Origin of the sequence: Leifsonia sp. 2TAF2 (assembly GCF_052115085.1) — a bacterium.
Taxonomy (GTDB): Bacteria; Actinomycetota; Actinomycetes; order Actinomycetales; family Microbacteriaceae; genus Leifsonia.
Map to the genome: position 1 here is coordinate 93,029 of NZ_JBFRFY010000001.1, position 26,707 is coordinate 119,735.

Consider the following 26,707-nt stretch of genomic DNA (forward strand, 5'->3'; position numbering starts at 1 on the left):
GACCGGCACGGATGAGGAGATGCACCATGAGCATCATCGACGACGCCCTCAGCGCCAACGCCACACTGGCGGACGGCTACGACTCCGACCGCGGCAAGCCACCGGCGCCGCGCATCGCGGTCGTGACCTGTGCCGATCCCCGGCTCACGGCCGTCGTGCAGTTGATGGGGCTACCGGATGCCGACGTCGACCTGATCCGCAACGTCGGAACCGTCATCGACGAGGACGCCATCCGGTCGCTGATCGTGTCCACCAAGATGCTGGGGACGCGGGAGATCATGATCATCAACCACAACGACTGCGGGCTCTCCCGGTTCTCCGGCGACGATCTGGCCGAGCGGCTCCGCACGGAGACCGGCTCAGCCCCGATCGCGCCGGTCACCTTCTTCACCTTCACCGACGCCGAGCAGAACACGCGTGAGCAGATGCTGAAGGTGCGTTCGCACCCGTGGATCGCCTCCGACATCCCGGTTCGCGGCTTCCTCTTCGACGTGGGCACCGGCCGCCTCAGCGAGGTGCAGCCGATCGAGTCGGCCGCTGCGACGCTCTGACGAGGCGCCCGATGCCCAGCAGCCAAATGGATGCGGTGCTCGCCGAGCTGAGGCGCCGGCAGGCGGCGGCCGCCTACGCCCCGGAGCAGTCGCTCGCCGAGGTCCGCGCCGGGTTCACCCCGGCCGACGCCCGCCACCCGATCCCGGACGACGTGCGCGTGACCGAGGTCAGCGCCGGCGGAGTGACGGCGTACTGGCTGGAGGCGCCGGAGGTGGACGCTGGGCGCATCCTGCTCTTCCTCCACGGCGGCGGTTTCCAACTGGGGTCGCTGGCGAGCGACGGCGAGCTGGCGGCACGGATCGGGCGGGCCAGCGGGATGCGTGTGCTCTTCCTCGTGTACCGTCTCGCCCCCGAGCACCCCTTCCCAGCAGCGCTTGACGACGTGCGCGCCGCGTACAGCTGGCTGCTCTCGGAGGAACACGTCGCGCCGTCCTCCCTTGCCCTGGCGGGCGACTCCGCCGGCGGCGGCCTCGCAGTATCGCTGCTGGTCGCCTCCCGCGACGCATCCGTCCCGCTGCCCGCGGCCGCGCTGCTGATGTCGCCCACCGTCGACCTGACCAGCTCCGGCGACTCGATGACCGAGCGGGTGGAGCAGGACCCGATCTCGACGCCGGAACTGCTCCGCAGCCTGGCCTCCGACTATCTGGCCGGCGCGGACCCGCGCTCGCCCTTGGCCTCCCCGCTGTTCGCTCCGCTCGCCGGCCTGCCCCCGCTCCTGATCCAGGTGGGCACGGCCGACCTGCTCCTGAGCGACGCCGAGCGGCTGGCGCAAGCCGCATCCACTGCCGGTGTCGACGTGCAGCTGGAGGTGGGCGAAGGCCTGCCGCACGTCTACCAGCTCAACAGCGGCACGCCGGAGGCCGCCGAAGCGGTGGACCGGGCGGGCCGGTTCCTGCGACAGTGGGTGGGATGACCTTCACCCGCGCCCAGCTCCTCGCGTTCACCGGGCAGACGCTGCCGGACCTCACCCCCAGCCCGACGCGGCTGCTGTTCGTCGGCATCAACCCGGGCCTTCTCACCGTCGCCGTGCAGGCGCACTTCGCCCGCCGCGGCAACCGCTTCTACAAGGCCCTCTTCCTGGCGGGGATCACCGACCACGTCATCGACGCCTCGGGCGGATTCGACCCGGCCGATGTCCGGCACCTGGAGGATCGCGGGATCGGGATCACCGGCATCGTCCGGCAGGCGACAGCCCGGGCGGACGAGCTCACGCCGCAGCAGCTGAAGGAGGGCGGGATCGCGCTCCGCGAGCGGGTGCGGGAGGTGCAGCCTGCCGTCGTCGCGTTCCTCGGCATCACGGCGTACCGCGTCGCGTTCAACGAGCCGCAGGCGCGGGTCGGGCGCCAGCCCGTCGACTGGGACGACGCCCAGGTCTGGGTGGCGCCCAACCCGAGCGGCCTGAACGCGCACAGTTCGCTCGACGACCTGGCCGCGGCCTACCGCGAGGTCGCCGTCGCGGCGGGAATCGTGCCGTTCCCGCGCTAGCTGGGGCGGCCCCGGCCTGGATCGTCGGGATGCGGTGTCCCGGCGTCACCGTGTCGTGGCGCCACACGCGCAGTGGCATCGAGGCGAGCACCGCTTCGAGCGGGTCGGCTGAACCTTACGCCGCGATCTTCGACACGTGGTACTGCTGGATGAGCCACTCACCCTGGTCGCGCACGACCACCAGCGTGAGGTGGGTCGGGATGACCTCGCCGTCCGGCCGGGTGAAGTCGACGTCGACGAACGCGACGAACGCCTCCTCGCCGATCGCCCGCGTCTCGAGGACCCGGTAGGCCGCCGTGAGTCCGAGCGGCTGCTTCTCGTAGTAGGCGGCGATGCCGGCGCGCCCCACGGCGTGGGTGCGGTCGAAGCCCTGGAAGACGGCGTCGGTCGTGAACGCCGCTGCGACGACGTCTGCGTGGTGGGTGCGGATGCTTTCCGCCCAGTCGTGGAGGATCTCTTCCAGGACTGCGATCCGATCCGTCATCGTCCGTTCCCCGCACTCTGGCCGCCGTCGACGTGCAGGAACTCGCCCGTCACGAAGGGTGCCTGCTCGAGGTACATGACGCCGTGGACGATGTCGTCCATCGTGCCCATGCTCCGCATCGGGTGCAGGGCCGCGTACGTGTCGTGCGTCTCGGCCGCATGCATCGGGGTCTTGATGATGCCGGGGGAGACGGCGTTGACGCGGATGCCGCGGCTCGCGTACTCGATCGCGAGCGACTTCGCCACGGAGGCGGTGCCGCCCTTGGTGAGCGAGGCCAGCGCCGACGGGACGTTCGCATCCGCGTTCTCGACCAGAGTCGTCGTGATGTTCACGATGTGGCCGGATCCTCGCGTCAGCATGTCGGCCACGGCCCTTTGCGTGACGTGGAAGAACCCTCCGAGGTTGACGCGCAGGGCGGTGTCGAAGTCCTCCTGCGTGTAGTCGGTGAAGGGCTTGGCGATGAAGACGCCCGCGTTGTTCACGAGCGCATCCACTCGTCCGAAGGTGGAGGTGGCAGTGGCGATGACGCGCTCGGCGACCTCCGGGTCGGAGATGTCGCCGGCCACGGTGACGAGGCCGTCCTCCGTGCTGGGGGCGATCGAGCGGGAGTTGGCGACGACGGCGTACCCGAGGTCGAGGTAGGCCCGGACGAGGCCGGCTCCGATGCCCTGCGATGCGCCGGTGATGACGGCGACCTTGCGTGATTCCATGTTCTGATCCTTACTAGATGGTCGGTCTACTATCCGACATGGACAGTTATAGACGACTGGTCGTATAATTGCAACCATGGGACGGACATCCGACGCGCGGGAGCGCATTCTGGCGGCAGGGGCCGAGTTATTGGGCCGCCGCTCGTACGCGAGCATCGGCGTCGCCGAGATCTGTGCGGCGGCCGGCGTGCCGAAGGGCAGCTTCTACTACTTCTTCCCCTCCAAGCAGGCGCTCGCCCTCGAGGTCGTCGACCGGCACTGGGAGTGGCAGCGCGGGGAGTGGCTCGGCATCCTGACCGCGCCCGCCCCGATCGTCCAGCGGCTGCGCGATCTGTTCGTGGCGACGGCGGAGATGCAGAACGAGGCACTCAAGGGCACCGGCGCGGTGGTCGGCTGCCTCTTCGGAAACCTCGCCCTCGAGGTCAGCGAGCAGGACGACCCCGTACGCGCCCGCCTCCAGCAGATCTTCGAGGAGCAGATCGACATCGTCGAAGACGCGCTGCGGGAGGCGCGGGAGGCCGGCGAGCTGACCGTCTCGGACACCCGCGAGTCGGCGAAGGCCGTCGTCGCACAGATCGAAGGTCTGGTGCTCTTCGCGAAGCTCTACAACGATCCCGGCCAGCTCGACAGCCTGTGGCGAAGCAGTATGCGGCTGCTGGGGCTCGACGAGACGGCGGCCGTCGGCTGATCCGCTGATCCGCTGATCCGCCTCGAGGCGTAGGCGGTCGCGACCTGCGGACGATTCGGGCGGGTCGCCCCGCGACCTAGCGTCGAAAGCGTGACCGCATCCCTCTCCCTCCGCCGCTCCACCCGTGCCCCCGCCGCCTCGCGGTCGGTCCCGGCCGTTCTGTTCGTCGTGTACCTCGCGCTGCTGGGGTGGGCCGTGCTGTGGAAGTTCCACGTTCCCGACCTGAGCGGGGAGGGCGTTCGCGCGGTCAAGCTGGTGCCCTTCGTCGCGAGCGAGGGGTTCGGCGGCAGCCGTCCCTCCGAGATGCTGGCGAACCTGCTGCTCTTCGTGCCGTTCGGCATCCACCTCGCCGTGCTGGCGCCCCGCTGGCGGGTCTGGACCGTCGCCGCCGTTGCAGCGCTCGCCAGTTGCGCGCTCGAGGCGACCCAGTACGTGCTCGCCGTGGGCAGCAGCGACGTGACCGACGTCATCGTCAACACGGCCGGAGCCGTCTGCGGGTTCATCGCACTGTCGTGGATGCGCGCGGCGTCGCGCGGCCGGGCTGTGCCCGTCCTGCTGTGGGTCTCGTTCGTCGTGACCGTGGCCGTCGCGCTGTGGGGCGCATCCCTGCTCGGATCCCCGCTGCACGGTCTGCACCCGCTGCCCCCGCTGGGCCGCTAGGCGACGGGTCCGCCGCTGCCGCCGCTGACACCCATTCGAGGGGCGTGAGGGCCTCCTCAGGGTGAACCGGGGGTTAAAACCGCCGGGCCGCGGAATCCGTCCCGATACGGTGAGCCCAGCGGGGCCGGTCTCGACCTCTGGTCCCGCGACTCATGACGCAGGATGAAGGGGATACTGCTGTGTCTGCATACCAGCACGGGCGTGCGCGCCGCCGCGATGGACGACTGACCGTGGGCTCGCCCTGGCGCTGGCTGGCGGCTCTCGTCGCCGGGACACTGGCCCTCGCCGCGGCCCTCGTGGGCGCGCCCGCCATGGCCGCGCCGGTCTACCAGATCGAGGCCTCCTGGGCTCCCGGGACTCCCACCACGGTGAAGAGCGGCGATGTCGTCACCGGCGTGTGGCGCATCAACGTCAACGACGACGCTCCAGCACCCTCCAACGACCCGGTCGACAACGTCACCGTGACCATCGCTGCGCAGAACGGCCGGTTCGCCACGACGCCGTCGCTGTGTCTCACCACGGGCGTCACCCCGGCCTCCAGCATCTCCGCCGACGGCCACACCCTGGTCTGCAACCTCGGGACGCGCGACGAGGGCACCGCCGTGACTCTCCAGGCGCCGATCGTCGCCGACGGCGCCACCGGCAGCCAGCTCACCGCGAGCGGTGAGATCGGCGGCCAGACGGCCGACCTCAGCCCGATCGCCGTCACGAACCCGTTCGGGATGGACATCCGCTGGGGTGTCGGGACTCCCACCTACTCGTTCGGCAACGGCGGATTCCTGGTCGACTACGAGTGGACGCTGAGCAAAGCACTCGGGAGCGAAGCAGGTCCGCAGTCGATCACCTACGCCCTCAACATCGCCTCCCCACAGGGTGCCGGCGTGTCGGTGGACCCGCAGGGCTGCACCCCGTTCACCGGCCCCGCCGCCGCGAACGGTCACCCGTGGTCGGGTGGCAGCCACCCGGCCACCCAGCTGACCGCGCCCGCGGGAACCTGCGTCATTACACAGACCGGGGCGAACACGTTCCAGCTGACCCTCACCGGCATCGACTACGCGCCCGCCAACCCGCCGACGCTCGACTCGGCCGGCAACCGTCTGCCCGTCGACCAGGTGGCCCTCGCGTCCGGTTCCATCTGGATCCGCGTGAACACGGCGTCGGCAGGCTCAGCCGTGCTGAACTCGAACGCCCCCACCTACACGTCGGTCTCCGGCCAGACGGCGCAGGACGGCGCCTCCAACAACGCTGAGTCGAAGGCGTGGACCACGCCTGGTCTCTATTCTTCTGGCTGGGGCCGTGGCTACACGAACAGCGGCGGAACGACGTGGGACGACACCTACCGCGTATCCGCAGGCACCACCGTCGGCCAGTACATGGACACCGCGTACCAGCTGCACACGGATCGCGCGGACGATCACCGTGTCGGGATGTGCACGGCGCTCGACACGAAGTACGTGACCTTCGGCGGCTGGGCGTGGGCGCAGCCCTTGGACAACACGCTCGCCGTCACGGCCGAGTACTACGTCGGCAACGACGCCACCGTCGACCCCGCCAGCGCCGGTTACGACCCGGGCGCCTTCGACTGCGCCTCCACCACGGGATGGACCGCCACGCAGCCGGCGGACCTCACCACGGTGAAGGCGATGCGCATCATCGGTACGCAGGGCGAGTTCGAGCGGCTGTCGGCGCAGTCCAACATCACCGCCGTCGTCAATCAGAACATCAAGCCGGCCGTACCGGCGGGGACGGACGTCTGGTCCTTCTTCTCCGGAATCGTCGACTTCTCCGCCACGACCGACGGATGGTTCAACGGCCAGAGCTGCATCACGCCGACCGCCGGCTCCCGCTACCCGTGCACCACCGGTTTCCGTGACGTGCTGCGCATCGTCACCGCCACGCCCTCGATCGCGAAGAGCGTCGACCGCGCGGTCGTCAGCCCCGGCGACCCGGCCGTCTACACGCTGACGTACTCGGCGAACGGCGCTGGCGCCGTCCCGGCCACCGTCGACGGCTACCAGCTGGTCGACACCCTCCCGGCCGGCGTCACGTACGTCGCGGGTTCCGCATCTCCTGAGCCGGCTCTCTCCACCAACGGCTCGGGGCAGCAGGTGCTGACCTGGACCCTGAACGGCGTCACCACGAACGCCGACCACGCACTGACCTACCAGGCCGTGGCCGACAGCACCGTAACGCCCGGCTCGGCGCTGACCAACTCGGTCACGGCGAGCTACGGCGGTCTCTCCAAGTCCGCCGCCGCGCAGGTGACCGTCGCCACCGACGGCTACACCACCGTGGTCAAGACGGCAGACGCTCCGTTCATCCCGAACGTGAACGGCGACGGCACGGGCACCGGGTCCTGGACCGTGACGGTCAAGTCGTACGACCCGATCACGCAGCCGTTCACGGATACCATCGACATCCTCCCGTTCGTCGGCGACAAGCGCGGCACCGCGTATTCGGGCTCGTACGCACTGAGCTCGGTCAACGCCCCGCTCGGCGCGACCGTGTACTACACGACCGCCGACCCGACCACACTTTCCGACGACCCGTCGAACGCACAGAACGGCGCAGCACCGGGCGACCCGACTGGGAACACCGCCGGCTGGACGACCACCAAGCCCGCCAACCCGACCGCGGTCCGCGTGATCGGCGGGTCCCTGGCACCGGGCGCCACGCAGGCGTTCGGCGTCCACATCACCACGGACGGCGTGAAGGGCGGCGACACGCTCGTCAACCGAGCGCAGTCCATCGCGGGCCACACCGCGCTGGTCATGCGCACGTCCGCAGAGCTGACCGTGGCGGCGTACTACTCCGCGGAACTGCTCAAGGAGGTCCAGGCGGCCGACGGCACCTGGCACGACGCGAACAGCGCCGTCGACTACCCTGTGTTCCACTACGGCGACACGGTCAACTACCGCATCACCGTGACGAACACCGGCCAGGGGACGCTGACCAACCTGAACGTGACCGACGACAAGAACCCGACCGCCGGCGCGTTCCAGATCGCCTCGCTGGCACCGGGTGAGAAGCAGTCGCACGCGTACACGCTCACGCTGGACGACACCCTGCCCGGCGGATCGTTCGTCAACACGGCCTGCGCCTCCGCCGACACTCCGGCCGACTCGGGCGTCGCCCCGACGATCCCGTGCGACCCGGCCGGAATCGACCTGGTGGCGTACGACGTCGTCAAGACCTCCAACCCGGCGAGCGGCACGGAGGTGAAGGCCGGCGACACGATCACGTACACGGTGACCGTCACCCAGCGTGGCAGCGCACCGGCGGACGCCGCCTTCAGCGACGACCTGTCCAAGGTGACCGACGATGCCGCCTACAACGGCGACGTCGCCTCCGACATCGGAGCAGCGACCGTGACAGGTGACAAGCTGGACTGGACGGGGACCCTCCCGGTCGGGTCGGTCGCGCACATCACCTATTCGGTGACGGTGAACGGCACGCAGGCGGGGGACGGCTCCCTGGTCAACGTGGTGACGTCTGAGGGCTGCGACGACGTGACGGACTGCACGACCAGCCACCACACGGCGGGCCGCTACAGCTTCTCCAAGACGTCTGACCCGGTCTCGGGCGCCACGGTGAAGCCCGGCGACCGCATCCACTACACCGTCCGGGTGGCGCAGGCCGGCGGCACCGCGGTCACCGGTCACCTCACCGACGACCTGTCGAAGGTGCTGGACGACGCCAACTGGGCGGGCGACGAGAAGGCGACTGCCGGAACCGTGAAGCGGGAGGGCAACCACTTGACGTGGACCGGCGTCCTGGCCGTCGGGCAGGTGGTGACCATCACCTACTCGGTCGTCGTGACCGGCGCCGGAGACCAGACGATCGCGAATGCGGTCACCAGCCCGGATGCCGTCGCAACCTGCGTCCCGGCGCCCGACAAGAACCCGGGCTGCGCAACGAGTCACACGGTCGACCCGGCCGCCGTCGCGGCCCTCGCCTCGACCGGCTCGGCCATCGGCTGGGGCACCACCGGCCTCGCCGCGGTGCTGCTCGCTGTCGGCGGAGCGCTGATGCTGATTCGCCGCCGTCGCAACAGCGAAGCGTAGAAGAGGGGCGGTGACGCGGCTGGCACAGCGCCGGCCGCGTCGCTGCGCCCGGTGCGCTCGGTGCGCTCGGTGCGCTCGGTGCCATGAGGACCGTTGCCGCGGTCCCGGGCCCGCCCTAGACTGGCGCGCGCTCGGCATCCGACGAAGGGGGCGAGAGATGTACATGAAACTCGAGGTGGTGGTCCTGCCGGTCTCCGACGTGGACCGCGCCAAGGCGTTCTATCAATCCCTCGGCTGGCGCGAGGACGCGGACTTCGCCGTCGACGACGGGTACCGCATCGTCCAGTTCACGCCGCCGGAGTCGGAGGCCTCGATCATCTTCGGCACCGGCCTCACGGACGCCGCACCCGGATCCACGCAGGGCCTCCAGCTGACCGTGTACGACATCGACGAGGCGCGCGCCGCTCTCATCGCGGCGGGAGTGACGGTGTCGGAACTGTTCCACGACGCGACGGGCGTCTTCCGTCATGCGGGAACGAGGCAACGCGTCGCGGGCCCGCATCCGGAGCGCGCCGACTACTCCACGTTCGCCTCCTTCGAGGACCCGGACGGAAACGGCTGGATCCTGCAGGAGATCAAGAAGCGGCTGCCGGGCCGATGAGCGACACGACAGGCGCGCGCGACGAGTTCGCGGCCGTGATCCTCGACCACCTGAAGCAGGCGGCCGAGGCGCACGGCATCCACGAAACGGTGGACCTGAGCGGGGTCCGCGACGAGCAATGGCCGGAGTGGTACGCACAGCACATGGCGACGACTCTTCGCGAGGCGGGCTACCGGCTGGAACGCGCGGACTGAACCGTCACCGCGCGCTGGCGCGGTAGAAGATCGTCTGGAGCGGGATGCTCGCGGGCTCGGGCCCGTACTCCGCCTCCAGGCGCGTGGCGACCTCCCGCGCGAGCGCATCCACGTCTCCGCCGCGTGCGCGCACCTGGTCCGAGACCGGGTTGCCGGCGATCAGGCCGTCGCCGAACGCGGCCCACGACTCGACGGGAGAGTCGTACGGGACGACGTCGATGCTCAGAGCGCCGAAGCCGGTCGACTGCGCGAGGTCGCGGAGCGGATCGACGGCGCTCTTCCCGAACGGGACGCGGTAGAACGGCGGCGGGTCGTCGGGGAAGGCCTCCGCGAGCAGACCGTCGGTGACCGAGGCGAACCGGTTCTTCGCATGGCTGTCCCACACGCTGAACACGTAGACGCCGCCAGGCGCGAGCATGCGGCGTGCCTCCCGGAAGCTGGCCTCGAGGTCGGGGAGGAACATGATGCCGAACTGGCAGGCGACGGCGTCGAAGCTCCCGTCGCCGAAGGGCAGCGCCTGAGCGTCGGCGATCTGGATGCGCGTCCCGGCCGGCAGCTTGGTGCGTGAGCGCTGCAGCATCGCCTCGTTGAGGTCGGTGACCGTCAGGTCGGCGTCCGGGTTGCGCTCCACGATCGCGGCCGACGAGATACCGGTACCGGCAGCCACTTCGAGGATGCGGCGCGGCTCGCCGAGGGCCACCAGCCGCCCGAGCACGTCGGCATAGTGACGGAAGAGCACCGGCCCGAGGCCGGAGTCGTAGTGTTCGGGAATCGATCCCGAGAACCGCGTGGCATCGTCATCCACGGTCAGAGGCTACCCCGGCGTCACGCGCCGGAGAACGCTCGTCTTCCCGGCTAGGGTGGCGGCATGGCTGGGAGCGCGATCGTCATCGGTGCGGGCGCTGTCGGTGCTGCAGCCGCGTGGTCGCTGGCCCGCGAGGGCGCGGACGTTCTCCTCCTCGAAGCGTTCGAGCGCGGTCACGACCGCGGGTCGTCCCATGGCGCCACGCGGATCTTCCGCCACGGCTACGCCGAGGCCGACTACGTGGAGCTGTCCGTCCGGGCGATGCAGGGCTGGAAGCACCTGGAACGGGTGAGCGGCCGGAAGCTCTTCGACGGCACCGGCGCCGTTGACCACGGCGACCTCGCGATGCTGAAAGCGATCGCTCAGGCACAGGATGCGGCCGATCTGCCGTACGAATGGCTGACCTCATCCGAGGCGACGGGCCGGTGGCCGGGCCTGCGGTTCGAGGAGCATGTGCTGTTCAGCCCCGGTGGTGGGAGGCTGCTTGCCGACACCGCCGTGGATGCGCTGCTGGATGCGGCGGAGGCTGCCGGAGCCGAGCTCCATTTTGGAGTGCGGGTGACCGCGATCGAGGAGGCTCGGAATGGTGCGGGCGTGACCGTCACCGCCTCCGACGGCACGCACACCGCCGACCGGGTGATCGTCGCGGCCGGGTCGTGGACCCCCGCCCTGGCCGGCCCCTACCTCCAGGCCCACGGCGCCATCCTCCCGCCGGTCACCGTGACCGAGGAGCAGCCGGCGCACTTCCCTCTCCTTGCGGGCGCCGCGGATGACGCGAGCCTGTGGCCCAGCTTCGTCCACTATCCGACCGATGAGGAGCGGCCGAGCGCTTATGGCCTGCTGACTCCGGGTGAGGGCGTGAAGGTCGGTTTCCACGGCTCCGGCCCGGTCGTCGACCCCGACGACCGCGACCGCACGATCGACCCGGAGCGCCTGCGCCACCTGCAGGACTACGTGGCCCGCTGGGTACCCGGAGTCGACGCCTCCCGTCCGACAGGAATCAGCTGCCTCTACGACAGCACCGAGCAGGAGGATTTCGTCCTCGACCGCGTCGGCCCGGTCGTGGTCGCCACCGGCTTCTCCGGCCACGGCTTCAAATTCGGACCGGCCGTCGGCGACATCCTCGCCCGGCTCGCGCTGCACGGAGAACCGGCGGCGCCGCGCTTCCAGCTCACGGTCGCCTCGCCGGATGTGGCCGGCCCGGCTCAGCTATAGAGGGTGGCGGTCACGCCTTCGCGCGCGCCTTGTTGTTGCGCGGATCGTGGGTGAGCTCGATCAGGCCGAGCTGCTCCAGCAGCGGTGGAAGGTACATCCCGAAGCGCCCCCGGTAGCCTTTCCGCTGCCCGTACCAGCCGCCCACCGGGTTACCCGGGTCGCGGCCCCACGCCTCGATGCTCCCCTCGGGCGCCGTCTTGTTCTCGTCGGCGGCCCCGAGCGGCACCCAGTCGGGCTGCGTCGCCAGCCACGCAGCGAGGTCGTCGATCGCGCGCGCGTCATAGCTGAGGCGCGTCGAGCCGACCTGGCAGACCAGAGCCGGCGGCTCGGCGGCGTCATCGCGCCACATCCGATACTCGGACGTTCCCGGTGCCGTGGTCAGGACCCACGGGTCGTCCTTCGTCCCACTGCTCATCTCACTCCTCCTCGTCCCCCTCCACCGCCATCCTCCGGCAGGTGAGGGCGCGCGAAAATGGCGGGTTCGCTCTGACTCACAAGGTCGTCGTCAACACGCCGCCGTCGGCACGTACCGCGGCGCCGTTCGTCGCCGACGCGACCGGGCTCGCCAGATAGACGACAAGGCGCGCGATCTCTTCGGGCCGGATGAAACGCTGCAGCAGCGAGGTCTGATTCGCGCCGATGATGGCGTCCTTCAGGTCGCTTGCCGGAATCCCCTGCGACTGGGCGATCTGCTCGACGGTGCGAGCGACGCCGTCCGAATACGTCGGTCCTCCGAGAACCGTGTTGACCGTGACGTCCGTGCCACGGGTGAGCTTCGCCAGCCCGTTGCTGACGGCGATCATGGCGGCCTTCGTCATCCCGTAATGCACCATGTCGGACGGTACGTTCACGCCCGATTCGCTGCCGATGAACAGGATGCGTCCCCAGCTCCGCGACAGCATCCCGTCGAGCACCTGTCGGGCCAAGCGGACCCCGCTCATCACGTTGACCTCGAAGTAGCGCTGCCATTCGGAATCAGGGATGTCGCCGAACGCGGTGACATCGAACAGGCCGACGTTGTTCACGAGGATGTCGATCTCGCCAAGGTCTTCCAGGAGCCGTGCCACTTCTTCCGAGCGCTCGAAGTCGGCCGCGATCCCCGAAACCGTCGAACCGGGGATCGCGTTCTCCAGGCTGCTGACTGCTGCGTCCACCGACTCCGCACGCCGGCCGTTGATGACGACCGACACTCCTTCCGCCAGAAGGCCCTCGGCGATCGCGTAGCCGATGCCCTGAGTCGAACCGCTGATGAACGCCCGCTTGCCTGTCAGTTCCAAGTCCATGACCACTCCTATCACTTGCTTAGTCAAGTCATGCAAGGCTAGCCGATTGAGTTGCTCAGTCAAGTCAGCGATACTGAACGGCATGACTGACGGAGACCGTGCTGAGGGGTTGACCGGCGAGACGTTGGCGACCTGGGCCTCCCTGGCGACCCTGCTGGAGTGGCTCCCGCCCGCGCTCGATGCCCCACTCCTGCGCGACGCCGGCCTGACCCACTTCGAGTACGGCATCCTCTACGCGCTGGCGGATGCCCCCGATTCGACCCTGCGGATGAGTGAGCTGGCCGCCTACGCGAACAGTTCCCTGACCCGACTGTCGCGTGCCGTCGCGAGACTGGAAAAGCGGGGATGGGTGTTGCGTCGACCCGATCCCACAGACGGGCGGTACACCCTGGCGGCCCTGCTCGACGCGGGTCGGGACGTCTTTCGCGCCGCCACACCCGGTCACGAACGCAACGTGCAGCGGCTCGTCTTCGACCGTCTGACGCGAACCCAGCAGCGCCAGCTGGGCGAAATCTCCCGACAGATCCTCGGGGCGATCCGAGAAGAAGGAGGATGGCAGAAGCGGTGACCGTATCATCAGCTCATGGATACAGCGAGCTCGGATGACGGCTCTGCCGTGACGGCTTCAGCTGCCCCTCGCCGGACGCTGCTTCTCGGTCTCCTGCTCACCCTCGGCTCGCTGGCCGTCATCGCAGGCACCATCTCGGTGGCCTCAGCGAATGCGGCAGCCAACGTCGTGATCGCCGGTTCTTCCGGCATGCCGACTCTGCCGGTCCACACCTACGCCCAGTACACGCAGCGCCTCGCGGTCCCCGACCAGTCGGGGCTGTGGACAGGTTCCGCGCTGGTCGCGCTCGGAGTGGCCGTTCTGATGGTGTGGGCCGCGGTCCTGGTCACCCGACCGCGCACGGCCTGAGGCGAGCCCGTCGCCACGACAAGCGCGGCGGTCCGGGCCAGGCATCGGGCGGCATCCAACGTGGAGCGAGTGACGGGAATCGAACCCGCGCTATCAGCTTGGGAAGCTGAAGTTCTACCATTGAACTACACTCGCGCGGCCCCGTTTCCCAGTAAAACACTGGGATGTGAGGCTGCAGCCCAGAGTACCCGGTCGATGGTCTTTGGCCAAACCGGCCCGCCACCGAAGGAGAATCGGGCCCGAATCTCCTTCGCAAAGCGGTAGTGAAGGAGATGCGCACGGTATCGGTTCGAATCTCCTTCGATAGCGGCGGGAAAGCCGACGCAACGCCGCCCCCGAGTCGGCTCAGCTTCGCGGCGTGATCGCGGGAAGGCGGTACGTGCCGGAGGCGATGGACTCGTCGCCGCCGTAGGCGCGGATGATGACGGTGAACGGTCCTTCGGGGGAGGGGAGCCAGTTCGCTCGCTCGTCCGGATCCGTCGGCGGCCGATGCTGCACGTACAGCGTGAGCGAGCCGTCGTCGGCGTATTGGATGCCGGGCGTGCGATCGCCGATCGAGTACCGGTCGATCTCGTTCGCGCTCAGGAGGCGCGCGGGGAGGGTGTACAGCGTGGCCGACCAGAAGAACCGCGCTTTCGGGAGCTGCTCCGCGGTGAACGTGATCGTGTAGTCGGTGGCTCCCGTGATGTGCTGGCCCGCGGAGTCCACGAGCCAGCCGCCGTACCAGGCGATGGCCGGCGGCAACCCGTAGAGGCCTTTCTTTGCGCCGACGTTCCGGCTGTCGTAGCGCCCGGACATCTCCTCCCGGGTGCCGAACAGTCCTGTGGAGCTGGCGGTCTGCGACGCGACGTCGTCAAGATGGGCGATCCCGTCGGCGAGCCCGGCTTCGAAGGCGGAGCGGTCGTCGTCACTCAGTGCTGCGGTGCTGAACGAGCCGCTTCCCTCGAGACCGACGGACGCCATCCGCTCCCGCACCTCGCGGTCTTCGTCGAGCACCGGCGCGAACCGGAGGAGTGCGTCGAGGGTGTCGAAGAAGCGCAGGTCGGTGGCTGCCGCTTCGTCCCACGCCGGCCAATCCACCGGCTCGACGGAGGGCGCGGCCGTACCTGCATAGGTGTGGAAAGGGACCGCCTCGTACGACTCCTGGATGCGCCGCAGCTCCGCGACATCCCCGTCGGTGAACGCGGTTCGCCCGAGGCACCCGACGAAATCGGTGGATGCCGTGATGACACCGTCGAAGCCGTCCGGCGTGCCGCCCGTCCACGACGGTCCCGCCAGCAGGTAACGGCCCGGGCCGGTGCCGGTCGTGGCCGCGCTGATGTAGCCGGCGTACACGGTGTAAAGGTCGTGGAACGGGAGAATGTAGAACCGGTCGATCTCGGGGACGGTGATGACCCAGGGCTCCGCGCGCAGGTCGAACCATCCCCATGAGTACGGAGTGTCGTTGTTAGGCGTGACGATGTCGGTGTTGGCAGGCGTGAACGGTTCCGAATAGTGCCGGTAGTGCCCGAACCCTCCTGTGTAGCGCGGATCGGACGCGTCGACCGCCTGCTCGTACAGCGTGCGGTAGTTCTCGATCATCGCGTACCCGAAGGTGTACGCGTCACGGGCGATGGTGCGGACATCGGTCGGCTGGCTCATGGTCAGACGCTAGCGGGGACCGTTCCCCATTGGTAGGGCTGGCTGGTCCCCTGTGGAGAAACCCTCCTGACGCCCCGAACCCCCGATAGGCTGGGCTCGTGCTTCTCTCCGATCGCGACATCAAGGCCGAGCTGGGTGCCGGGCGGATCGCCCTGGAGCCGTACCAGCCGGAGATGGTCCAGCCGTCGAGCATCGATGTGCGGCTCGACCGCTTCTTCCGGCTGTTCGACAACCACAAGTACCCGTTCATCGATCCGGCTGAAGACCAGCCAGAGCTGACGAGGTTCGTCGAGGTGGACGCGAGTCAGCCGTTCATCCTGCACCCGGGCGAGTTCGTCCTCGGGTCCACGTTCGAGCTGGTCAGCCTTCCCGACGATGTGGCGGCACGGCTCGAGGGCAAGAGCTCGCTGGGGCGGCTGGGGCTGCTCACGCACTCCACCGCCGGCTTCATCGATCCCGGCTTCTCGGGGCACGTGACCCTTGAGCTGAGCAACGTCGCGACCCTTCCGATCAAGCTGTGGCCGGGCATGAAGATCGGCCAGATGTGCTTCTTCCGACTCTCGTCCCCGGCGGAGCGGCCGTACGGGTCGGCGGAGTACTCGTCGCGGTACCAGGGGCAGCGCGGCCCGACGGCATCCCGCTCGTACCTGAACTTCCACCGCACCGACGTCTCCACCACCGAGGCGGGCAGGCCCTCCTGACCGCACCCCGTCGACCCTGACCGAGAGGGGCACCATGAGCGAGACCACCGACGCGGCCTTCGCGCGGGCCCTGATCAGTTCGGGCCCGATGCCGGAGAACCCGCAACGGATGCACCTGTTCGGCCGGCTGGTCGGCAGCTGGACGGCCGACGTCCGCCTGCTCGACGAAGCGACGGGCGTGTGGAGCGAGTCGGTGAACGAGTGGATCTTCGCCTACACGCTCGGCGGCCGTGCGGTTCAGGATGTGCTGATCATCCGCGATGACAGCGACCCGGAGGGGGTCCGCGGCCGCGGTTCGACGGTGCGGGTCTACGACAGCACGCTCGGCGCCTGGCGGGTCAGCTGGTTCGGGGCCGCGAAGGGCGACTTCTGCACGCTGGTCGCGACACCGCACCGGCGCGACGGGATCCGCCAGGACGGCACGCAGACCGACGGCCGGCCCATCCGCTGGAACTTCTCCAGCATCACCGATGACTCCTTCGAGTGGGATGGCTGGGTGTCCGACGACGAAGGCCGCACCTGGTGGCTCGAGCAGCACATCGACGCCGTCCGCACGGGATGAGGGCACTGCGGTGTTCGACGACTTCGATGCGCCGCAGCTCGACCGCACGGTCTGGCTACCGCACTACCTGCCCGCGTGGAGTTCGCTGGCCGAGACGCGCGCGAGCTACCTCATCCACGACTCCCGCCTGGAGCTGAGCATCCCGCCCGACCAGGGCCTCTGGTGTCCGGGCGAGCACCAGCCACCGCTGCGCGTCTCGGGGTTGCAGACCGGCAACTTCTCCGGGCCGGCCGGGTCGAGAATCGGGCAGCAGCCCTTCCGCGACGGGTTGGTCGTGCGGGAGGCGCAGCAGGAGTTCCGGGGCTGCCTCGTCGACCACGGCACGGTGGGGATGCGCGCCTCCCTCTACCTGAGTCCGCGGTCGATGGCCTCCCTTTGGCTGGTCGGATTCGAGGACCAGCCGGAGCGGTCCGGCGAACTGTGCGTGATGGAAGTGTTCGGCCGCGACGTTCACGAGGACGGGGCCCTGGTAGGGATGGGCTTCCACGCGTTCCGCGATCCCCGGCTGGCGGAGGATTTCGAGCGCGTCCCGCTGCCCATCGACGTCACCGAGCCGCACGCCTACGAGGCGCACTGGGATGGCGACGAGGCGACGTTCCGCGTCGACGGCCGGGTCCTCCGCATCCTCGGTGCGCCGCCGCAGTACCCGCTTCAACTCATGCTGGCGGTGTTCGACTTCCCGGAATGGCCGGATGACCAGGCACGGAGCACTGCATTCGTTCCCACTCTCTCGGTCGACCGAGTGTGGGTGACCTGATTCGGCCACTGACAGATACTCACTTCGGCATACGCGGAGGGAGTTATCCACAGTTCATTTCACAGGTGGAAAATAATGAGTTCGACTCACAGCTGACCCGAAGCTTCGACGCTGTGATCGGCGTAGAGCGCCGGAAGCTGCAGTGTCAGCCACGGGCTGAAGGCCCACGGCGTCGCTTCGACGGCGCCCAGTAGTGAGCGCGGGTCCGCCCACGCCCACTCGGCCACCTCGCTCGGCGCGGGGTCCAGCTCGCCGACGATCGTGGCGGTGAAAACGGGGCACACCTCGTACTCGACGATGCCGGAAGCATCGACGGCGCGGTACCGGAAGTCCGGCAGGGCGGGCGTGAGGTTGTCCACCTCGAGGCCGAGTTCGTGCGCGGCGCGGCGGCGCACTGCATCCTCGATCGCCTCGCCCGGAGCGGGGTGCCCGCAGAACGAGTTGGTCCAGACGCCCGGCCAGGTCGCCTTGCCGAGAGCACGGCGGGTGACCAGGATGCGCCCCTCGCCGTCGAAGAGGTGGCAGGAGAAGGCGAGGTGCAGCGGGGTGGATGTCGTGTGCACCGTCGCCTTGTCCGCCGTGCCGATGGGCGTGCCGTCCTCGGCGAGCAGCACGACCTCTTCGCGGGGTGGCGTCATGCGTCCATATTAGGCGCGTCGTCTGAGGTGTCCGTGGGAGCGGTGGGGCGCCAGCCGAGGTTGCGCGCCATGGTCTCGAGGGTCGTCATAGTGGTGGCGTAGTCGTCCTCGGAGATGCCCTGTGCGAGCTCGGCGCGCACGGACTCGACGCGCTCGAAGGCGGCGTCGTGTGCGGCGCGTCCCTCGTCCGTAAGGGTGGCGCGGTCGCCGTCGAACCAGACCCAGCCGCGCTCGACGAAGTCGCCGAGGATGCGGTGGATGCGGTGCCCACGACGGCCGTCGCGTCCGAACGGGTGCCGGCCGCGACCGCGATCACCGAAGGGCGAGCCGCCGGGGAGCGGTGCGCCGAAGGGTGCGCCGCCGGGGTACGGGCCGTAGTGCGGGTGGCCGCTGTGGCCGCCGTAGGGATGACCGCCGTACGGGTGGCCGCCGAAGGGGTGGCCGCCGAATCCGGGGGCGAACGGCGGAGCGAACGGGAGGCCGCCGCGTACGGCGCCGAGTCCGAAGCCGCGGTCGAAACCGCGCTCGTAGCCGCGCTCGAAGGCGTGCTCGAAGCCGTGGTGGGGACCGTGGTCGTGGTGCTCGCCACCCGTGTGAGGCTGCTCCTTGCGGGGCTCGGCGGGTCGTTCGTCGCGCGGTTCCTGCCCGCGCCAGCCCGGCCGGAAGCCGGGTCGGAATTCGCGCCCGTCGCCGCGGTTCTGCTCCTCGGGTCGGCCGAAGCGGTCGTGACCGGCGTGGCGGTCGTGGTCCGGACGGCCGCCGTGCGGGAGGCGGTCGGCGAGCTCGGCGGCGGTCGCCGGCCTGTCCGCGAGGGTGTGGAGGATGCGCCAGCTTCCGCGGCGCAGGCCGAGGTCGGACAGCGCTTCGCGCATCCGCTCGTGGAGTCGTGCTTCGATCACGCCGAACCAATAGCCGGGCGGCGTCTGTGCTGGGGTGTGTGCGGAGTCGTCGATGTTCGTCATCGTGGACTCTCCTTTCGATGTATGTACTGTTACAAGTGAATGTATAGTTACATGCATGAACGACGGACGTCAAGAAGATCAGCCGATTCCGCCAGAAGCGGACATCGTCGCGATGATCGAGCACGCGCTGCTGGCGGTTCGCCGCGACCAGTCCCGGCGGCGCCCGCCGTGGGCGGAGGGGACGCACGGGCACGAGGGCGGTCACGCGCACGGCCACCACGGCGGTCACTGGGGTGGCGGCCAGTTCGGTCCGGGCCAATTCGGCGCCGGCCCGTTCGGGGCTGGACCCTTCGAGGGGGCGCCCTTCGGCGATTCCGCCCGGCCGGGTCCCGGCCGCCGCGGGCGTGACGGCTCACTCGGGCGCATCGCGCGGGTGCGGATGCTGGAGGCGCTGGAGGCCGCCGACCGGGAGGGTCGCAGCCTGTCGGTGAGCGGAGTCGCGGAGGCGATCGGCGTCGATCAGCCGCGGGCGAGCCGCCTCGTGCAGGAGGGCGTGGAGCGCGGCCAGGTGCGCCGCGTGCCCGACCCGTCCGACGCGCGGAGGGCGCTCATCCAGCTCACTTCCGCCGGACGCTCACAGCTGGAGGAACTACGCACGCACCGCCGCTCGGCGGTAGAGACCGCGCTGGCGGGCTTCACGCCCGAGGAGGCTCGCACCTTCGCCGAACTCTTCGACCGTTTCGTCCGCTCCTGGCCGCGCCCCACTCCCGACCCCGAGCCCTGACCCTCGCGCACGTACGGCAGCTCAGGATGCGGGGGCGCGGCGCGGGGCACGCACCGGCAGCAGCAGGCCCAGCCCGATCGCCAGCACCAGCACGATCGCCAGGATGCCCCAGTACTGCGCCCCGCCGACCGCCACGAAGACCGCGAAGAGGGTGGGCGCCAGGAACGAGACCGCGCGACCCGTCGTCGCGTAGAGCCCGAACACCTCGCCCTCGCGGCCGGCCGGGGTCACGCGGGCCAGGAAGGTGCGGCTGGCCGACTGCGCCGGACCGACGAAGAGGCAGAGAACGAGTCCGCCGACCCAGAACGCCGCGGCGCCCAGGTCGTGGGTGAAGAAGACCGCGAGCCCCGCGATGATCAGCCCGATCAGTGAGGTCACGATGACCGCCTTCGGACCGAAGCGGTCATCCAGCCGGCCAGAGAGTAGCGTGCTCACGCCGGCGACCACGTTCGCCGCGATGGCGAAGATGATGACCTGGCCGCCGGTGAAGCCGAAGGTGCCCTGCGCGAGGATGCCGCCGAAGGTGAACACGCCCACCAGGCCGTCCCGGAACAGCGCCGACGCGATCAGGAACAGTACCGTGTTCCTGCTCTCCTTCCAGAGCCGGCCGACGTCGCGCACCAGCACGGCGTAGGAGGCGAAGAACCCGACGCGCGGCGTCCGTGCGTTCGGCGGGATCTCCGGCACCACGAAGAGGACCGGCAGCGAGAAGATCAGTGTCCACGCGGCGGCGATGAGCGCGATGATCCGGATGTTGAGGCCGTCCTCTGTCGGCACGTGGAGCGTCCCGCCGTCGCCGACCACCATGCCGAAGTAGACGATCAGCAGGAGGACGATCCCGCCGAGGTATCCGGCGCCCCAGCCGAAGCCGCTCACACGGCCGACAGTCTTCGGCGTCGACACCTGCACCAGCATCGCGTTGTAGTTGACGGTCGCGATCTCGTAGAACACAGTCCCGACGGCGACGAGCGCGACGCCGAGCAGGAAGTACGACGGCTCACCGACGACGAAGAACATCAGAGCCGTCACGATCACGACGACACCGGTATTGACGCCCAGCCACAGCTTGCGCCGACCCGAGCCGTCGGTCCGCTGGCCCAGCACGGGAGCGAGGAGGGCGACGATCACGCCGGCGATGCCCACGCCCCAGGCGAGCCCGCTCGACAGCACCGCCACGGCGGCGTCGTAAGCGGTGTGCGCCGGGCCGGTCGTGCCGCTCTCCGCATCCCGAGCGGCAACGACGGAGGGGGAGATGAACAGGCTGCTGGTCAGATAGACCGTGAACACGAACGTGGTGATGACGGCGTTGAAGGCCGCGCCACCCCAGTCCCACGACGCCCAGGAGACAACCCAGCGGCGGGGGATGCGGCGGTCGGTCGCGCTGTCGGCGAAAAGCGGACTCGCGGTGGTCACCAGGGCGTCGCCGTCGACGCCGCCGGTGGGCTCGGCACCTGTCATACGCTCAGCGTAGGGGCTGGCGGAGAACGGCCGGTGAACGGCGCGACTGCTCCGCGCGGTCACGGTCGAGGATTCGGTGTCCGCACGGATTCAGGCCCATCCCGGGTGGCCGGTATCGTGGCGAGCACCCGACTCCGTGGAGGCCCATCGTGAGCACCATCCCGTCCACTTCGAACCCGTACGGCTGGGTGCGCCACCTGCTGCCGCGCGTCGTGATCGGCGCGCTGATCGCCGCCGCGCTGGTGGGGGTCTACGCCGTCGTGCTGGGCCGCTTCGACGAGACCTGCTGGCGACTGATGGGCACCATCGCCCTCTTCGTCTTCTTCGCGCTGATCTCCTGGTACGACGCCGACGTGTCCGCGCGCCGGGCCGCGTGGTTCGGCGCGGTCAGCGTCATCACCTCCGTGTACCTCTTCGGCATCGGACTGTGGAAGGTGTGGATGCCGGACGTGCGTCCCGCCGACGGCATCGCCGGCTACGACGTCTACAACCCGTGGTGGACGCCGTTCTCCTGGTTCCTGCTGGTGCTGGTCACGCGGGTCGGACTGCTGCACATCCACCTCGTCCTGAACACGCAGCGACGGTTCACCGGGCCGGTCATGAGCAAGGTCACCGTCGCGACCCTCGTGATGGTCGGGCTGTTGATCGCGGGACTGTCGCTGCCGCTGATCTTCACGCGCACGGACTTCGGCGACACCTACTGGCGACTGGTGGCGGTGGTGGCGATTCTGGATGCGCTCGGCACCGTGCTCATCCCGCTCACGTACTCCCTGTTCGGGCCGAAGGCGGCGCACCAGGCGTCGGCGCCTGCGGCGTTCGCCCCTGGGACGCCTTTCGCGCCCGGGGCGCCTTCCACGCCCGGGGCGCCTTTCGCGCCCGCTCCCGCCGCCGGCCCCGCGGCCGGGACGCTCTTCGCACCTGCCACCGGCCCCGCGCCCGCGCCCGCGGCCGCCGCTCCGGCAACGGCCTACCCGCGCCTCGACCCGGCCGGCGGCCTGCGCCTGGAGTGGCCGCGCTACATCAACGGCCAGCCGCTCCCCGCCCGCGCGGACGGCACCCCAGATTTCACGGGCGTCGCCGGCTACTGACGCCTCGCCCGCTGACGCCTAGATCGATGCGGGGAGGCTGTACACCGTCCCGCGGTCGTCGCCGCGCACCTGGCGGTGCAGGTTCTCCATGGTGACGTCGAGCTGATTGGCGGTGCCGGCCGCGGCGGTCAGGTCGCGAAGCAGCCCCTCCGGCACCTCGCCGTCGTACTTGTAGTAGATCTTGTGCTCGAGGCTCGCCCAGAAGTCCATCGCGACCGTCCGCAGCTGCACCTCGACCGGCACCATCACGGGCCCCTCGCTGAGGAACACAGGCACCTCCACGATCACGTGCAGGCTCTTGTAGCCGTTGGGCTTCGGGTGCGCGATGTAGTCCTTCACCCGCAGCACCCGCACATCCTGCTGTGCCGTGAGCAGATCGAACACACGGTAGACGTCGGAGACGAAGCTGCACACGATCCGGATGCCCGCGATGTCGGTGATCGCTTCGCGGATCGCGTCGAAGCTGGGCTCGCAGTTCTTGCGGATGACCTTCTGCTCGATGCTCTCCGGCGACTTGAGCCGGCTGGAGATGTGCTCGATCGGGTTGTAGTCGTGGAGCTCGGAGAACTCCTCGCGAAGGATGCCCACCTTGGTCGCGATCTCGTCGATACCGAACTTGTACGGCATGATGAACCGCGCGAAGTCGTCCCGGAACGCCTGGACCTCGCTGAGCGTCGCGGGGTCGATGCTCTGCAGCGCCTCGATCGCGCGGGACGAGAGGAGCGGGGCGGCGGCGGGGTCCGTTTCCATGCTTCCGACGCTATCGACGGCTGTTGTGCGGTCGGTGTGAGAATCCGCGGTGGTGGATAAGTCGTCCGCACCAAGAACTGGGGAGGCCCCGGAACGAGCCGGATGTGCTTACCTGACGCCATGTCGGGTGCAGGTGCAGGCGCGAGTGCAGACGCGGGTACAGGGGCGGTGCCGGTCAAGTTCAACGTGCGCCTGGCGCTGCTGCTGGCGATGGCCATGTTCGTCCTCGTCGTCGACACCTCTCTCATGAACGTGTCCATCTCCGCCGTGGTGCACGACCTGCACACGACCGTGAGCGGGGTGCAGAGCGCGATCGCCCTGGAGGCGCTGGTCTCGGCGGCGTTCATCCTCATCGGAGGCAAGACCGGCGACCTGATCGGCCGGAAGCTCGCGTACATCCTGGGCCTCCTCGGCTATGCGGTCGGGGCGATCGCGATGACGCTGGCCCAGAGCCTCACTGCGATCATCATCTTCTGGGCGGTGATCGGCGGCATCGGGGCCTCGCTGCTGCTGCCCGCGATGCAGTCGCTCATCCACGGCAACTTCGAGGGCGCCCAGCAGAAGCGCGTCTACGCGCTGGTCGGGGCGTCGGCCGCGATCGCCGCCGCCGTCGGGCCGCTGCTCGGCGGCGTCATCACGACGTTCCTGTCGTGGCGGGTCGGCTTCCTGCTGGAGGCGGTGATCATCGCGGTCGTGCTGGCCGGGATCGGCCTGGTGAAGGACGTCCCGTACACAGGCGAACGCTCGATCGACCTGGTCGGGGCACTGTTCTCCGTGATCGGGATGGGCGGCATCGTCACCGGCATTCTCGTGTGGCAGGAGGGCGGGGAGCGGGTGCTGCTGATCATCCTCGTCGGCGTCGCCGGGCTCCTCTCCCTGATCATCTGGCTGCGCTCCCGCGCGCGCCGGTCGAAGCCGACGCTGCTCGATCCGGGGCTGTTCCGCTCGAAACTGTTCCAGTCGGGCGTCTCCGGTCAGCTGCTGCAGCAGATCGCGTTGGGCGGGACGATGATCGCGCTGCCGATCTACCTGCAGATGGTGCTCGAGTACAACGCGTTGTGGTCCGGATTGTCGATCGCGCCGCTGTCTCTGAGCATGTTCGCGGTGGCCCTGATCGCCGGGCGTGCGGCGAAGCGCAGGCCGGCGTCGCTGATCCTGTGGGGCTTCGTGCTGGTGGTCGTCGGGATCGGGGCGCTCATCCCGATCGTGCCGATCGCCACCTCCGGCTGGTACTTGACGCTGCCGCTCATCGTCGCCGGCTGTGGGCTCGGACTGCTGGTCTCGCAACTGAACAACTACACCCTCTCGCCGGTGTCCGACGAGCGCGTGAGCGAGGCGGCGGGCGTCAACTCCGCGGCAGGGTCGTTCGGGCTCTCCTTCGGCCTGGCGTTCGCGGGCGCGATCATGCTGGCGACACTGGCGTCGACCTTCGCGGCGAAGACCGACGCGAGCGTCGTGCTGCCGCCGGACGACAAGGCGCAGATCTCGCAGGTGCTGGAAACGGATGCCGAGGTCATGTCGAACACGAAACTCGCCGAGCTGCTCGCCACCGAGTCGCCCGAAGTGCGCGCGGAGGTCATCCGCATCAACACCGAGTCGCGGCCGATCTCCCTGCAGGTCGCGCTCCTGGTGCCGCTGCTGGCCGGGCTCCTCGGCGTCGGCAACGCGTTCCGGATGCGCCGGCTCCCCGATCCCGCGCCGAGCGCCGCGGCGGAAGGCACCCTCTCGGGCTGATCCCGGGAATAGCAGACTTCTCTCCAAAGTTGAGTCTTGTGTACTCAAGTTTTGGGTTCGACGTCTTGACAGCATCCACTCGTGGATGACAGTCTTGAGTCGTCGAGGCTCAAGTCTTGACCACAGACTTTTACGGCCATAAGCCAGCAACAAAGGAGAGAAGCACACATGTCACGTGCAGTAGGTATCGACCTCGGAACCACCAACTCCGTCGTCTCGGTGCTCGAGGGTGGAGAGCCCACGGTCATCGCGAACGCGGAAGGCTTCCGCACCACCCCGTCGGTGGTCGCCTTCACCAAGGATGGCGAGGTCCTCGTCGGCGAGACCGCCAAGCGCCAGGCGGTGACCAACGTCGACCGCACCATCTCGTCGGTGAAGCGCCACATGGGCACCACGTGGACCACCGACATCGACGGCAAGAAGTACACGGCCCAGGAGATCTCGGCCCGCATCCTGCAGAAGCTCAAGCGCGACGCGGAGCAGTACCTCGGCGACACCGTCACCGACGCCGTCATCACCGTGCCGGCGTACTTTAACGACGCCGAGCGTCAGGCCACCAAGGAGGCCGGTGAGATCGCGGGCCTCAACGTGCTCCGCATCATCAACGAGCCCACCGCCGCGGCCCTCGCGTACGGCCTCGACAAGGGCAAGGAGGACGAGCTCATCCTCGTCTTCGACCTCGGTGGCGGAACGTTCGACGTCTCCCTGCTCGAGGTGGGCAAGGACGACGACTTCTCGACCATCCAGGTACGTTCGACCGCCGGCGACAACCGCCTCGGCGGCGACGACTGGGACCAGCGCATCGTCGACTGGCTGATCAAGCGCTTCAAGGACAGCACGGGCGTCGACGTCTCGAAGGACAAGATCGCCCTCCAGCGCCTCAAGGAGGCTGCGGAGCAGGCCAAGAAGGAGCTGTCGTCGAGCATGTCGACCAGCATCCAGCTGCCCTACCTCTCGCTGACCGAGAACGGCCCGGCCAACCTCGACGAGTCGCTCACCCGCGCCCAGTTCGAGCAGATGACCAGTGACCTCCTCGACCGCACCAAGAAGCCCTTCCAGGACGTCATCCGTGAGGCCGGGATCAAGGTGTCCGACATCGCTCACGTCGTGCTGGTCGGTGGTTCGACCCGTATGCCGGCCGTCTCCGAGCTCGTGAAGCAGGAGACCGGCGGCAAGGAGCCCAACAAGGGCGTAAACCCGGACGAGGTCGTCGCCGTCGGCGCAGCCCTCCAGGCCGGTGTCCTCAAGGGCGAGCGCAAGGACGTCCTCCTCATCGACGTCACGCCGCTGTCCCTCGGCATCGAGACCAAGGGTGGGATCATGACCAAGCTCATCGAGCGCAACACGGCCATCCCCACCAAGCGCAGCGAGACCTTCACCACGGCCGACGACAACCAGCCGTCCGTCGCGATCCAGGTCTTCCAGGGCGAGCGCGAGTTCACCCGCGACAACAAGCCGCTCGGCACCTTCGAGCTGACCGGTATCGCCCCGGCCCCCCGCGGCATCCCGCAGATCGAGGTCACCTTCGACATCGACGCCAACGGCATCGTGCACGTGTCCGCGAAGGACAAGGGCACCGGCAAGGAGCAGTCGATGACGATCACCGGCGGGTCCAGCCTGCCGAAGGACGACATCGACCGGATGGTGCGCGAGGCCGAGGAGCACGCGGCGGAGGACAAGAAGCGCCGCGAGTCCGCCGAGACCCGCAACCAGGCCGAGCAGCTCGTCTACTCGATCGAGAAGCTGATCAAGGACAACGAGGACAAGCTCCCCGAGGACGTCAAGAACGAGGTCCAGGGCGACGTGGACGGCCTGAAGGCGGCGCTCGCGGGCGACGACGACGAGGCCGTGAAGTCGGCCTTCGAGAAGCTGAACGCCAGCCAGGGCAAGCTCGGCGAGGCGATCTACTCCTCCGCGCAGGCGTCGGAGGCTCCGGCCGCTGACGCGAGCGAGGGCCAGCCCTCGGGCGAGTCGTCCTCCGACGACGAGGACGTCATCGACGCCGAGGTCGTCGAGGACGAGGAGAAGAAGTAAC

At 69.1% G+C, this 26,707-nt stretch carries 28 protein-coding genes and 1 tRNA gene; 18 read left to right on the forward strand and 11 right to left on the reverse strand.

Features of this window, described 5'->3' with window-relative positions; genetic code table 11:
* Positions 1 to 26: 26 nt before the first annotated feature.
* The 3 genes from AB4Z18_RS00415 to AB4Z18_RS00425 are packed head-to-tail and all read left to right on the forward strand — an operon-like array spanning position 27 to position 2,037.
* The gene (locus AB4Z18_RS00415; RefSeq protein ID WP_441780726.1) at positions 27 to 551 is read left to right on the forward strand and encodes a beta-class carbonic anhydrase; all 525 of its coding nucleotides are present in this window, start codon (positions 27 to 29) and stop codon (positions 549 to 551) included.
* Between the two features lie 11 nt (positions 552 to 562).
* A complete protein-coding gene (locus AB4Z18_RS00420) occupies positions 563 to 1,465 on the forward strand; it encodes an alpha/beta hydrolase (RefSeq protein WP_441780727.1) in 903 nt (300 codons plus the stop codon).
* Complete coding sequence (locus AB4Z18_RS00425; protein WP_441780728.1) at positions 1,462 to 2,037, forward strand: mismatch-specific DNA-glycosylase; 576 nt, start codon at positions 1,462 to 1,464, stop codon at positions 2,035 to 2,037. The genes AB4Z18_RS00420 and AB4Z18_RS00425 overlap by 4 nt, the downstream gene beginning before the upstream one ends.
* A 115-nt stretch (positions 2,038 to 2,152) precedes the next feature.
* Here AB4Z18_RS00425 and AB4Z18_RS00430 read toward each other — a convergent pair whose 3' ends face one another.
* Together AB4Z18_RS00430 and AB4Z18_RS00435 are read right to left on the reverse strand one after the other, a co-directional pair.
* Positions 2,153 to 2,521, reverse strand: a complete 369-nt coding sequence (locus tag AB4Z18_RS00430) for a YybH family protein (RefSeq protein WP_441780729.1) — start codon at positions 2,519 to 2,521, stop codon at positions 2,153 to 2,155.
* Positions 2,518 to 3,231: an SDR family NAD(P)-dependent oxidoreductase gene (locus AB4Z18_RS00435; RefSeq protein ID WP_441780730.1), complete on the reverse strand. Its 714-nt coding sequence runs from the start codon at positions 3,229 to 3,231 to the stop codon at positions 2,518 to 2,520. Before AB4Z18_RS00435 ends, AB4Z18_RS00430 begins: the two co-directional genes overlap by 4 nt.
* Positions 3,232 to 3,307: 76 nt before the next feature.
* On the opposite strand from AB4Z18_RS00435, the gene AB4Z18_RS00440 reads away from it, so the two are divergent.
* From AB4Z18_RS00440 to AB4Z18_RS00460, 5 genes are all read left to right on the forward strand, one after another.
* On the forward strand, positions 3,308 to 3,919 hold the full coding sequence (locus AB4Z18_RS00440) for a TetR/AcrR family transcriptional regulator (RefSeq protein WP_441780731.1): 612 nt from the start codon (positions 3,308 to 3,310) through the stop codon (positions 3,917 to 3,919).
* Positions 3,920 to 4,009: 90 nt separating this feature from the next.
* Entirely contained in the window at positions 4,010 to 4,579 is a 570-nt protein-coding gene (locus AB4Z18_RS00445) for a VanZ family protein (protein WP_441780732.1), read from the forward strand.
* A 179-nt stretch (positions 4,580 to 4,758) separates the two neighbouring features.
* A complete protein-coding gene (locus tag AB4Z18_RS00450) occupies positions 4,759 to 8,643 on the forward strand; it encodes a DUF7927 domain-containing protein (protein ID WP_441780733.1) in 3,885 nt (1,294 codons plus the stop codon).
* Positions 8,644 to 8,800: 157 nt separating this feature from the next.
* Positions 8,801 to 9,244: a VOC family protein gene (locus tag AB4Z18_RS00455; protein WP_441780734.1), complete on the forward strand. Its 444-nt coding sequence runs from the start codon at positions 8,801 to 8,803 to the stop codon at positions 9,242 to 9,244.
* Positions 9,241 to 9,438 (forward strand): hypothetical protein, encoded by a 198-nt coding sequence (locus AB4Z18_RS00460; protein ID WP_441780735.1) that lies wholly within the window; start codon positions 9,241 to 9,243, stop codon positions 9,436 to 9,438. The genes AB4Z18_RS00455 and AB4Z18_RS00460 overlap by 4 nt, the downstream gene beginning before the upstream one ends.
* 4 nt (positions 9,439 to 9,442) lie before the next feature.
* Here AB4Z18_RS00460 and AB4Z18_RS00465 read toward each other — a convergent pair whose 3' ends face one another.
* Complete coding sequence (locus tag AB4Z18_RS00465) at positions 9,443 to 10,243, reverse strand: class I SAM-dependent methyltransferase (protein WP_441780736.1); 801 nt, start codon at positions 10,241 to 10,243, stop codon at positions 9,443 to 9,445.
* Positions 10,244 to 10,306: 63 nt separating this feature from the next.
* On the opposite strand from AB4Z18_RS00465, the gene solA reads away from it, so the two are divergent.
* A complete protein-coding gene (solA, locus tag AB4Z18_RS00470; protein WP_441780737.1) occupies positions 10,307 to 11,458 on the forward strand; it encodes an N-methyl-L-tryptophan oxidase in 1,152 nt (383 codons plus the stop codon).
* A gap of 10 nt (positions 11,459 to 11,468) precedes the next feature.
* Here solA and AB4Z18_RS00475 read toward each other — a convergent pair whose 3' ends face one another.
* On the reverse strand, positions 11,469 to 11,873 hold the full coding sequence (locus tag AB4Z18_RS00475) for a DUF6855 family protein (RefSeq protein WP_441780738.1): 405 nt from the start codon (positions 11,871 to 11,873) through the stop codon (positions 11,469 to 11,471).
* 76 nt (positions 11,874 to 11,949) lie between these two features.
* Positions 11,950 to 12,825, reverse strand: coding sequence for an SDR family NAD(P)-dependent oxidoreductase (locus AB4Z18_RS00480; protein WP_441780739.1), 876 nt, complete (start codon positions 12,823 to 12,825; stop codon positions 11,950 to 11,952).
* On the opposite strand from AB4Z18_RS00480, the gene AB4Z18_RS00485 reads away from it, so the two are divergent.
* Together AB4Z18_RS00485 and AB4Z18_RS00490 are read left to right on the forward strand one after the other, a co-directional pair.
* Positions 12,824 to 13,309, forward strand: coding sequence for a MarR family winged helix-turn-helix transcriptional regulator (locus tag AB4Z18_RS00485; protein ID WP_441780740.1), 486 nt, complete (start codon positions 12,824 to 12,826; stop codon positions 13,307 to 13,309). The genes AB4Z18_RS00480 and AB4Z18_RS00485 overlap by 2 nt on opposite strands.
* A gap of 15 nt (positions 13,310 to 13,324) precedes the next feature.
* The gene (locus tag AB4Z18_RS00490; protein WP_441780741.1) at positions 13,325 to 13,657 is read left to right on the forward strand and encodes a hypothetical protein; all 333 of its coding nucleotides are present in this window, start codon (positions 13,325 to 13,327) and stop codon (positions 13,655 to 13,657) included.
* A 61-nt stretch (positions 13,658 to 13,718) separates the two neighbouring features.
* Here AB4Z18_RS00490 and AB4Z18_RS00495 read toward each other — a convergent pair.
* Together AB4Z18_RS00495 and AB4Z18_RS00500 are read right to left on the reverse strand one after the other, a co-directional pair.
* Positions 13,719 to 13,792, reverse strand: a tRNA-Gly gene (locus AB4Z18_RS00495).
* Between the two features lie 210 nt (positions 13,793 to 14,002).
* A complete protein-coding gene (locus AB4Z18_RS00500) occupies positions 14,003 to 15,298 on the reverse strand; it encodes a DUF1254 domain-containing protein (RefSeq protein ID WP_441780742.1) in 1,296 nt (431 codons plus the stop codon).
* A 98-nt stretch (positions 15,299 to 15,396) separates the two neighbouring features.
* Between AB4Z18_RS00500 and dcd the strand changes: the two genes are divergently transcribed.
* Genes dcd through AB4Z18_RS00515 form a run of 3 tightly spaced genes read left to right on the forward strand, consistent with a single transcriptional unit; the run spans position 15,397 to position 17,318 of the window.
* Complete coding sequence (gene dcd, locus AB4Z18_RS00505) at positions 15,397 to 15,999, forward strand: dCTP deaminase (RefSeq protein WP_441780743.1); 603 nt, start codon at positions 15,397 to 15,399, stop codon at positions 15,997 to 15,999.
* Positions 16,000 to 16,033: 34 nt separating this feature from the next.
* Complete coding sequence (locus AB4Z18_RS00510) at positions 16,034 to 16,561, forward strand: hypothetical protein (protein WP_441780744.1); 528 nt, start codon at positions 16,034 to 16,036, stop codon at positions 16,559 to 16,561.
* A gap of 10 nt (positions 16,562 to 16,571) precedes the next feature.
* Positions 16,572 to 17,318, forward strand: a complete 747-nt coding sequence (locus AB4Z18_RS00515; protein ID WP_441780745.1) for a glycoside hydrolase family 16 protein — start codon at positions 16,572 to 16,574, stop codon at positions 17,316 to 17,318.
* Positions 17,319 to 17,404: 86 nt separating this feature from the next.
* Here AB4Z18_RS00515 and idi read toward each other — a convergent pair whose 3' ends face one another.
* Both idi and AB4Z18_RS00525 read right to left on the reverse strand, forming a co-directional pair.
* Complete coding sequence (gene idi / locus AB4Z18_RS00520; RefSeq protein ID WP_441780746.1) at positions 17,405 to 17,956, reverse strand: isopentenyl-diphosphate Delta-isomerase; 552 nt, start codon at positions 17,954 to 17,956, stop codon at positions 17,405 to 17,407.
* A complete protein-coding gene (locus tag AB4Z18_RS00525) occupies positions 17,953 to 18,918 on the reverse strand; it encodes a hypothetical protein (RefSeq protein ID WP_441780747.1) in 966 nt (321 codons plus the stop codon). Before AB4Z18_RS00525 ends, idi begins: the two co-directional genes overlap by 4 nt.
* Before the next feature lie 55 nt (positions 18,919 to 18,973).
* Here AB4Z18_RS00525 and AB4Z18_RS00530 point away from each other — a divergent pair, with 55 nt between their 5' ends.
* Entirely contained in the window at positions 18,974 to 19,642 is a 669-nt protein-coding gene (locus AB4Z18_RS00530) for a MarR family winged helix-turn-helix transcriptional regulator (protein WP_441780748.1), read from the forward strand.
* Positions 19,643 to 19,663: 21 nt separating this feature from the next.
* Here the strand turns inward: AB4Z18_RS00530 and AB4Z18_RS00535 are convergent, their stop codons facing one another.
* Positions 19,664 to 21,100 (reverse strand): MFS transporter, encoded by a 1,437-nt coding sequence (locus AB4Z18_RS00535; protein WP_441780749.1) that lies wholly within the window; start codon positions 21,098 to 21,100, stop codon positions 19,664 to 19,666.
* 149 nt (positions 21,101 to 21,249) lie between these two features.
* Between AB4Z18_RS00535 and AB4Z18_RS00540 the strand changes: the two genes are divergently transcribed.
* Positions 21,250 to 22,188 carry a hypothetical protein gene (locus tag AB4Z18_RS00540; RefSeq protein ID WP_441780750.1) on the forward strand — a complete coding sequence of 313 codons (939 nt, stop codon included), beginning with the start codon at positions 21,250 to 21,252 and terminating at the stop codon, positions 22,186 to 22,188.
* 18 nt (positions 22,189 to 22,206) lie between these two features.
* Here AB4Z18_RS00540 and AB4Z18_RS00545 read toward each other — a convergent pair whose 3' ends face one another.
* Positions 22,207 to 22,938 (reverse strand): GTP pyrophosphokinase, encoded by a 732-nt coding sequence (locus AB4Z18_RS00545; RefSeq protein WP_441780751.1) that lies wholly within the window; start codon positions 22,936 to 22,938, stop codon positions 22,207 to 22,209.
* Between the two features lie 120 nt (positions 22,939 to 23,058).
* Between AB4Z18_RS00545 and AB4Z18_RS00550 the strand changes: the two genes are divergently transcribed.
* Positions 23,059 to 24,672, forward strand: a complete 1,614-nt coding sequence (locus tag AB4Z18_RS00550; protein WP_441780752.1) for an MFS transporter — start codon at positions 23,059 to 23,061, stop codon at positions 24,670 to 24,672.
* Positions 24,673 to 24,840: 168 nt separating this feature from the next.
* Complete coding sequence (gene dnaK / locus AB4Z18_RS00555) at positions 24,841 to 26,706, forward strand: molecular chaperone DnaK (RefSeq protein WP_441780753.1); 1,866 nt, start codon at positions 24,841 to 24,843, stop codon at positions 26,704 to 26,706.
* The last annotated feature ends 1 nt before the right edge of the window (position 26,707 follow it).

Coding starts and splice junctions, on each gene's coding strand:
- AB4Z18_RS00440 (WP_441780731.1), top strand. CDS start 3,308: ATGGGACGGACATCCGACGCGCGGGAGCGCATTCTGGCGGCAGGGGCC.
- AB4Z18_RS00535 (WP_441780749.1), bottom strand. CDS start 21,100: ATGACAGGTGCCGAGCCCACCGGCGGCGTCGACGGCGACGCCCTGGTG.
- AB4Z18_RS00490 (WP_441780741.1), top strand. CDS start 13,325: ATGGATACAGCGAGCTCGGATGACGGCTCTGCCGTGACGGCTTCAGCT.
- AB4Z18_RS00485 (WP_441780740.1), top strand. CDS start 12,824: ATGACTGACGGAGACCGTGCTGAGGGGTTGACCGGCGAGACGTTGGCG.
- AB4Z18_RS00455 (WP_441780734.1), top strand. CDS start 8,801: ATGTACATGAAACTCGAGGTGGTGGTCCTGCCGGTCTCCGACGTGGAC.
- solA (WP_441780737.1), top strand. CDS start 10,307: ATGGCTGGGAGCGCGATCGTCATCGGTGCGGGCGCTGTCGGTGCTGCA.
- AB4Z18_RS00510 (WP_441780744.1), top strand. CDS start 16,034: ATGAGCGAGACCACCGACGCGGCCTTCGCGCGGGCCCTGATCAGTTCG.
- AB4Z18_RS00420 (WP_441780727.1), top strand. CDS start 563: ATGCCCAGCAGCCAAATGGATGCGGTGCTCGCCGAGCTGAGGCGCCGG.
- AB4Z18_RS00430 (WP_441780729.1), bottom strand. CDS start 2,521: ATGACGGATCGGATCGCAGTCCTGGAAGAGATCCTCCACGACTGGGCG.
- AB4Z18_RS00460 (WP_441780735.1), top strand. CDS start 9,241: ATGAGCGACACGACAGGCGCGCGCGACGAGTTCGCGGCCGTGATCCTC.
- AB4Z18_RS00415 (WP_441780726.1), top strand. CDS start 27: ATGAGCATCATCGACGACGCCCTCAGCGCCAACGCCACACTGGCGGAC.
- AB4Z18_RS00435 (WP_441780730.1), bottom strand. CDS start 3,231: ATGGAATCACGCAAGGTCGCCGTCATCACCGGCGCATCGCAGGGCATC.
- AB4Z18_RS00550 (WP_441780752.1), top strand. CDS start 23,059: ATGTCGGGTGCAGGTGCAGGCGCGAGTGCAGACGCGGGTACAGGGGCG.
- idi (WP_441780746.1), bottom strand. CDS start 17,956: ATGACGCCACCCCGCGAAGAGGTCGTGCTGCTCGCCGAGGACGGCACG.
- AB4Z18_RS00530 (WP_441780748.1), top strand. CDS start 18,974: ATGAACGACGGACGTCAAGAAGATCAGCCGATTCCGCCAGAAGCGGAC.
- AB4Z18_RS00525 (WP_441780747.1), bottom strand. CDS start 18,918: ATGACGAACATCGACGACTCCGCACACACCCCAGCACAGACGCCGCCC.
- AB4Z18_RS00545 (WP_441780751.1), bottom strand. CDS start 22,938: ATGGAAACGGACCCCGCCGCCGCCCCGCTCCTCTCGTCCCGCGCGATC.
- dnaK (WP_441780753.1), top strand. CDS start 24,841: ATGTCACGTGCAGTAGGTATCGACCTCGGAACCACCAACTCCGTCGTC.
- AB4Z18_RS00480 (WP_441780739.1), bottom strand. CDS start 12,825: ATGCCGTTCAGTATCGCTGACTTGACTGAGCAACTCAATCGGCTAGCC.
- AB4Z18_RS00475 (WP_441780738.1), bottom strand. CDS start 11,873: ATGAGCAGTGGGACGAAGGACGACCCGTGGGTCCTGACCACGGCACCG.
- AB4Z18_RS00425 (WP_441780728.1), top strand. CDS start 1,462: ATGACCTTCACCCGCGCCCAGCTCCTCGCGTTCACCGGGCAGACGCTG.
- AB4Z18_RS00500 (WP_441780742.1), bottom strand. CDS start 15,298: ATGAGCCAGCCGACCGATGTCCGCACCATCGCCCGTGACGCGTACACC.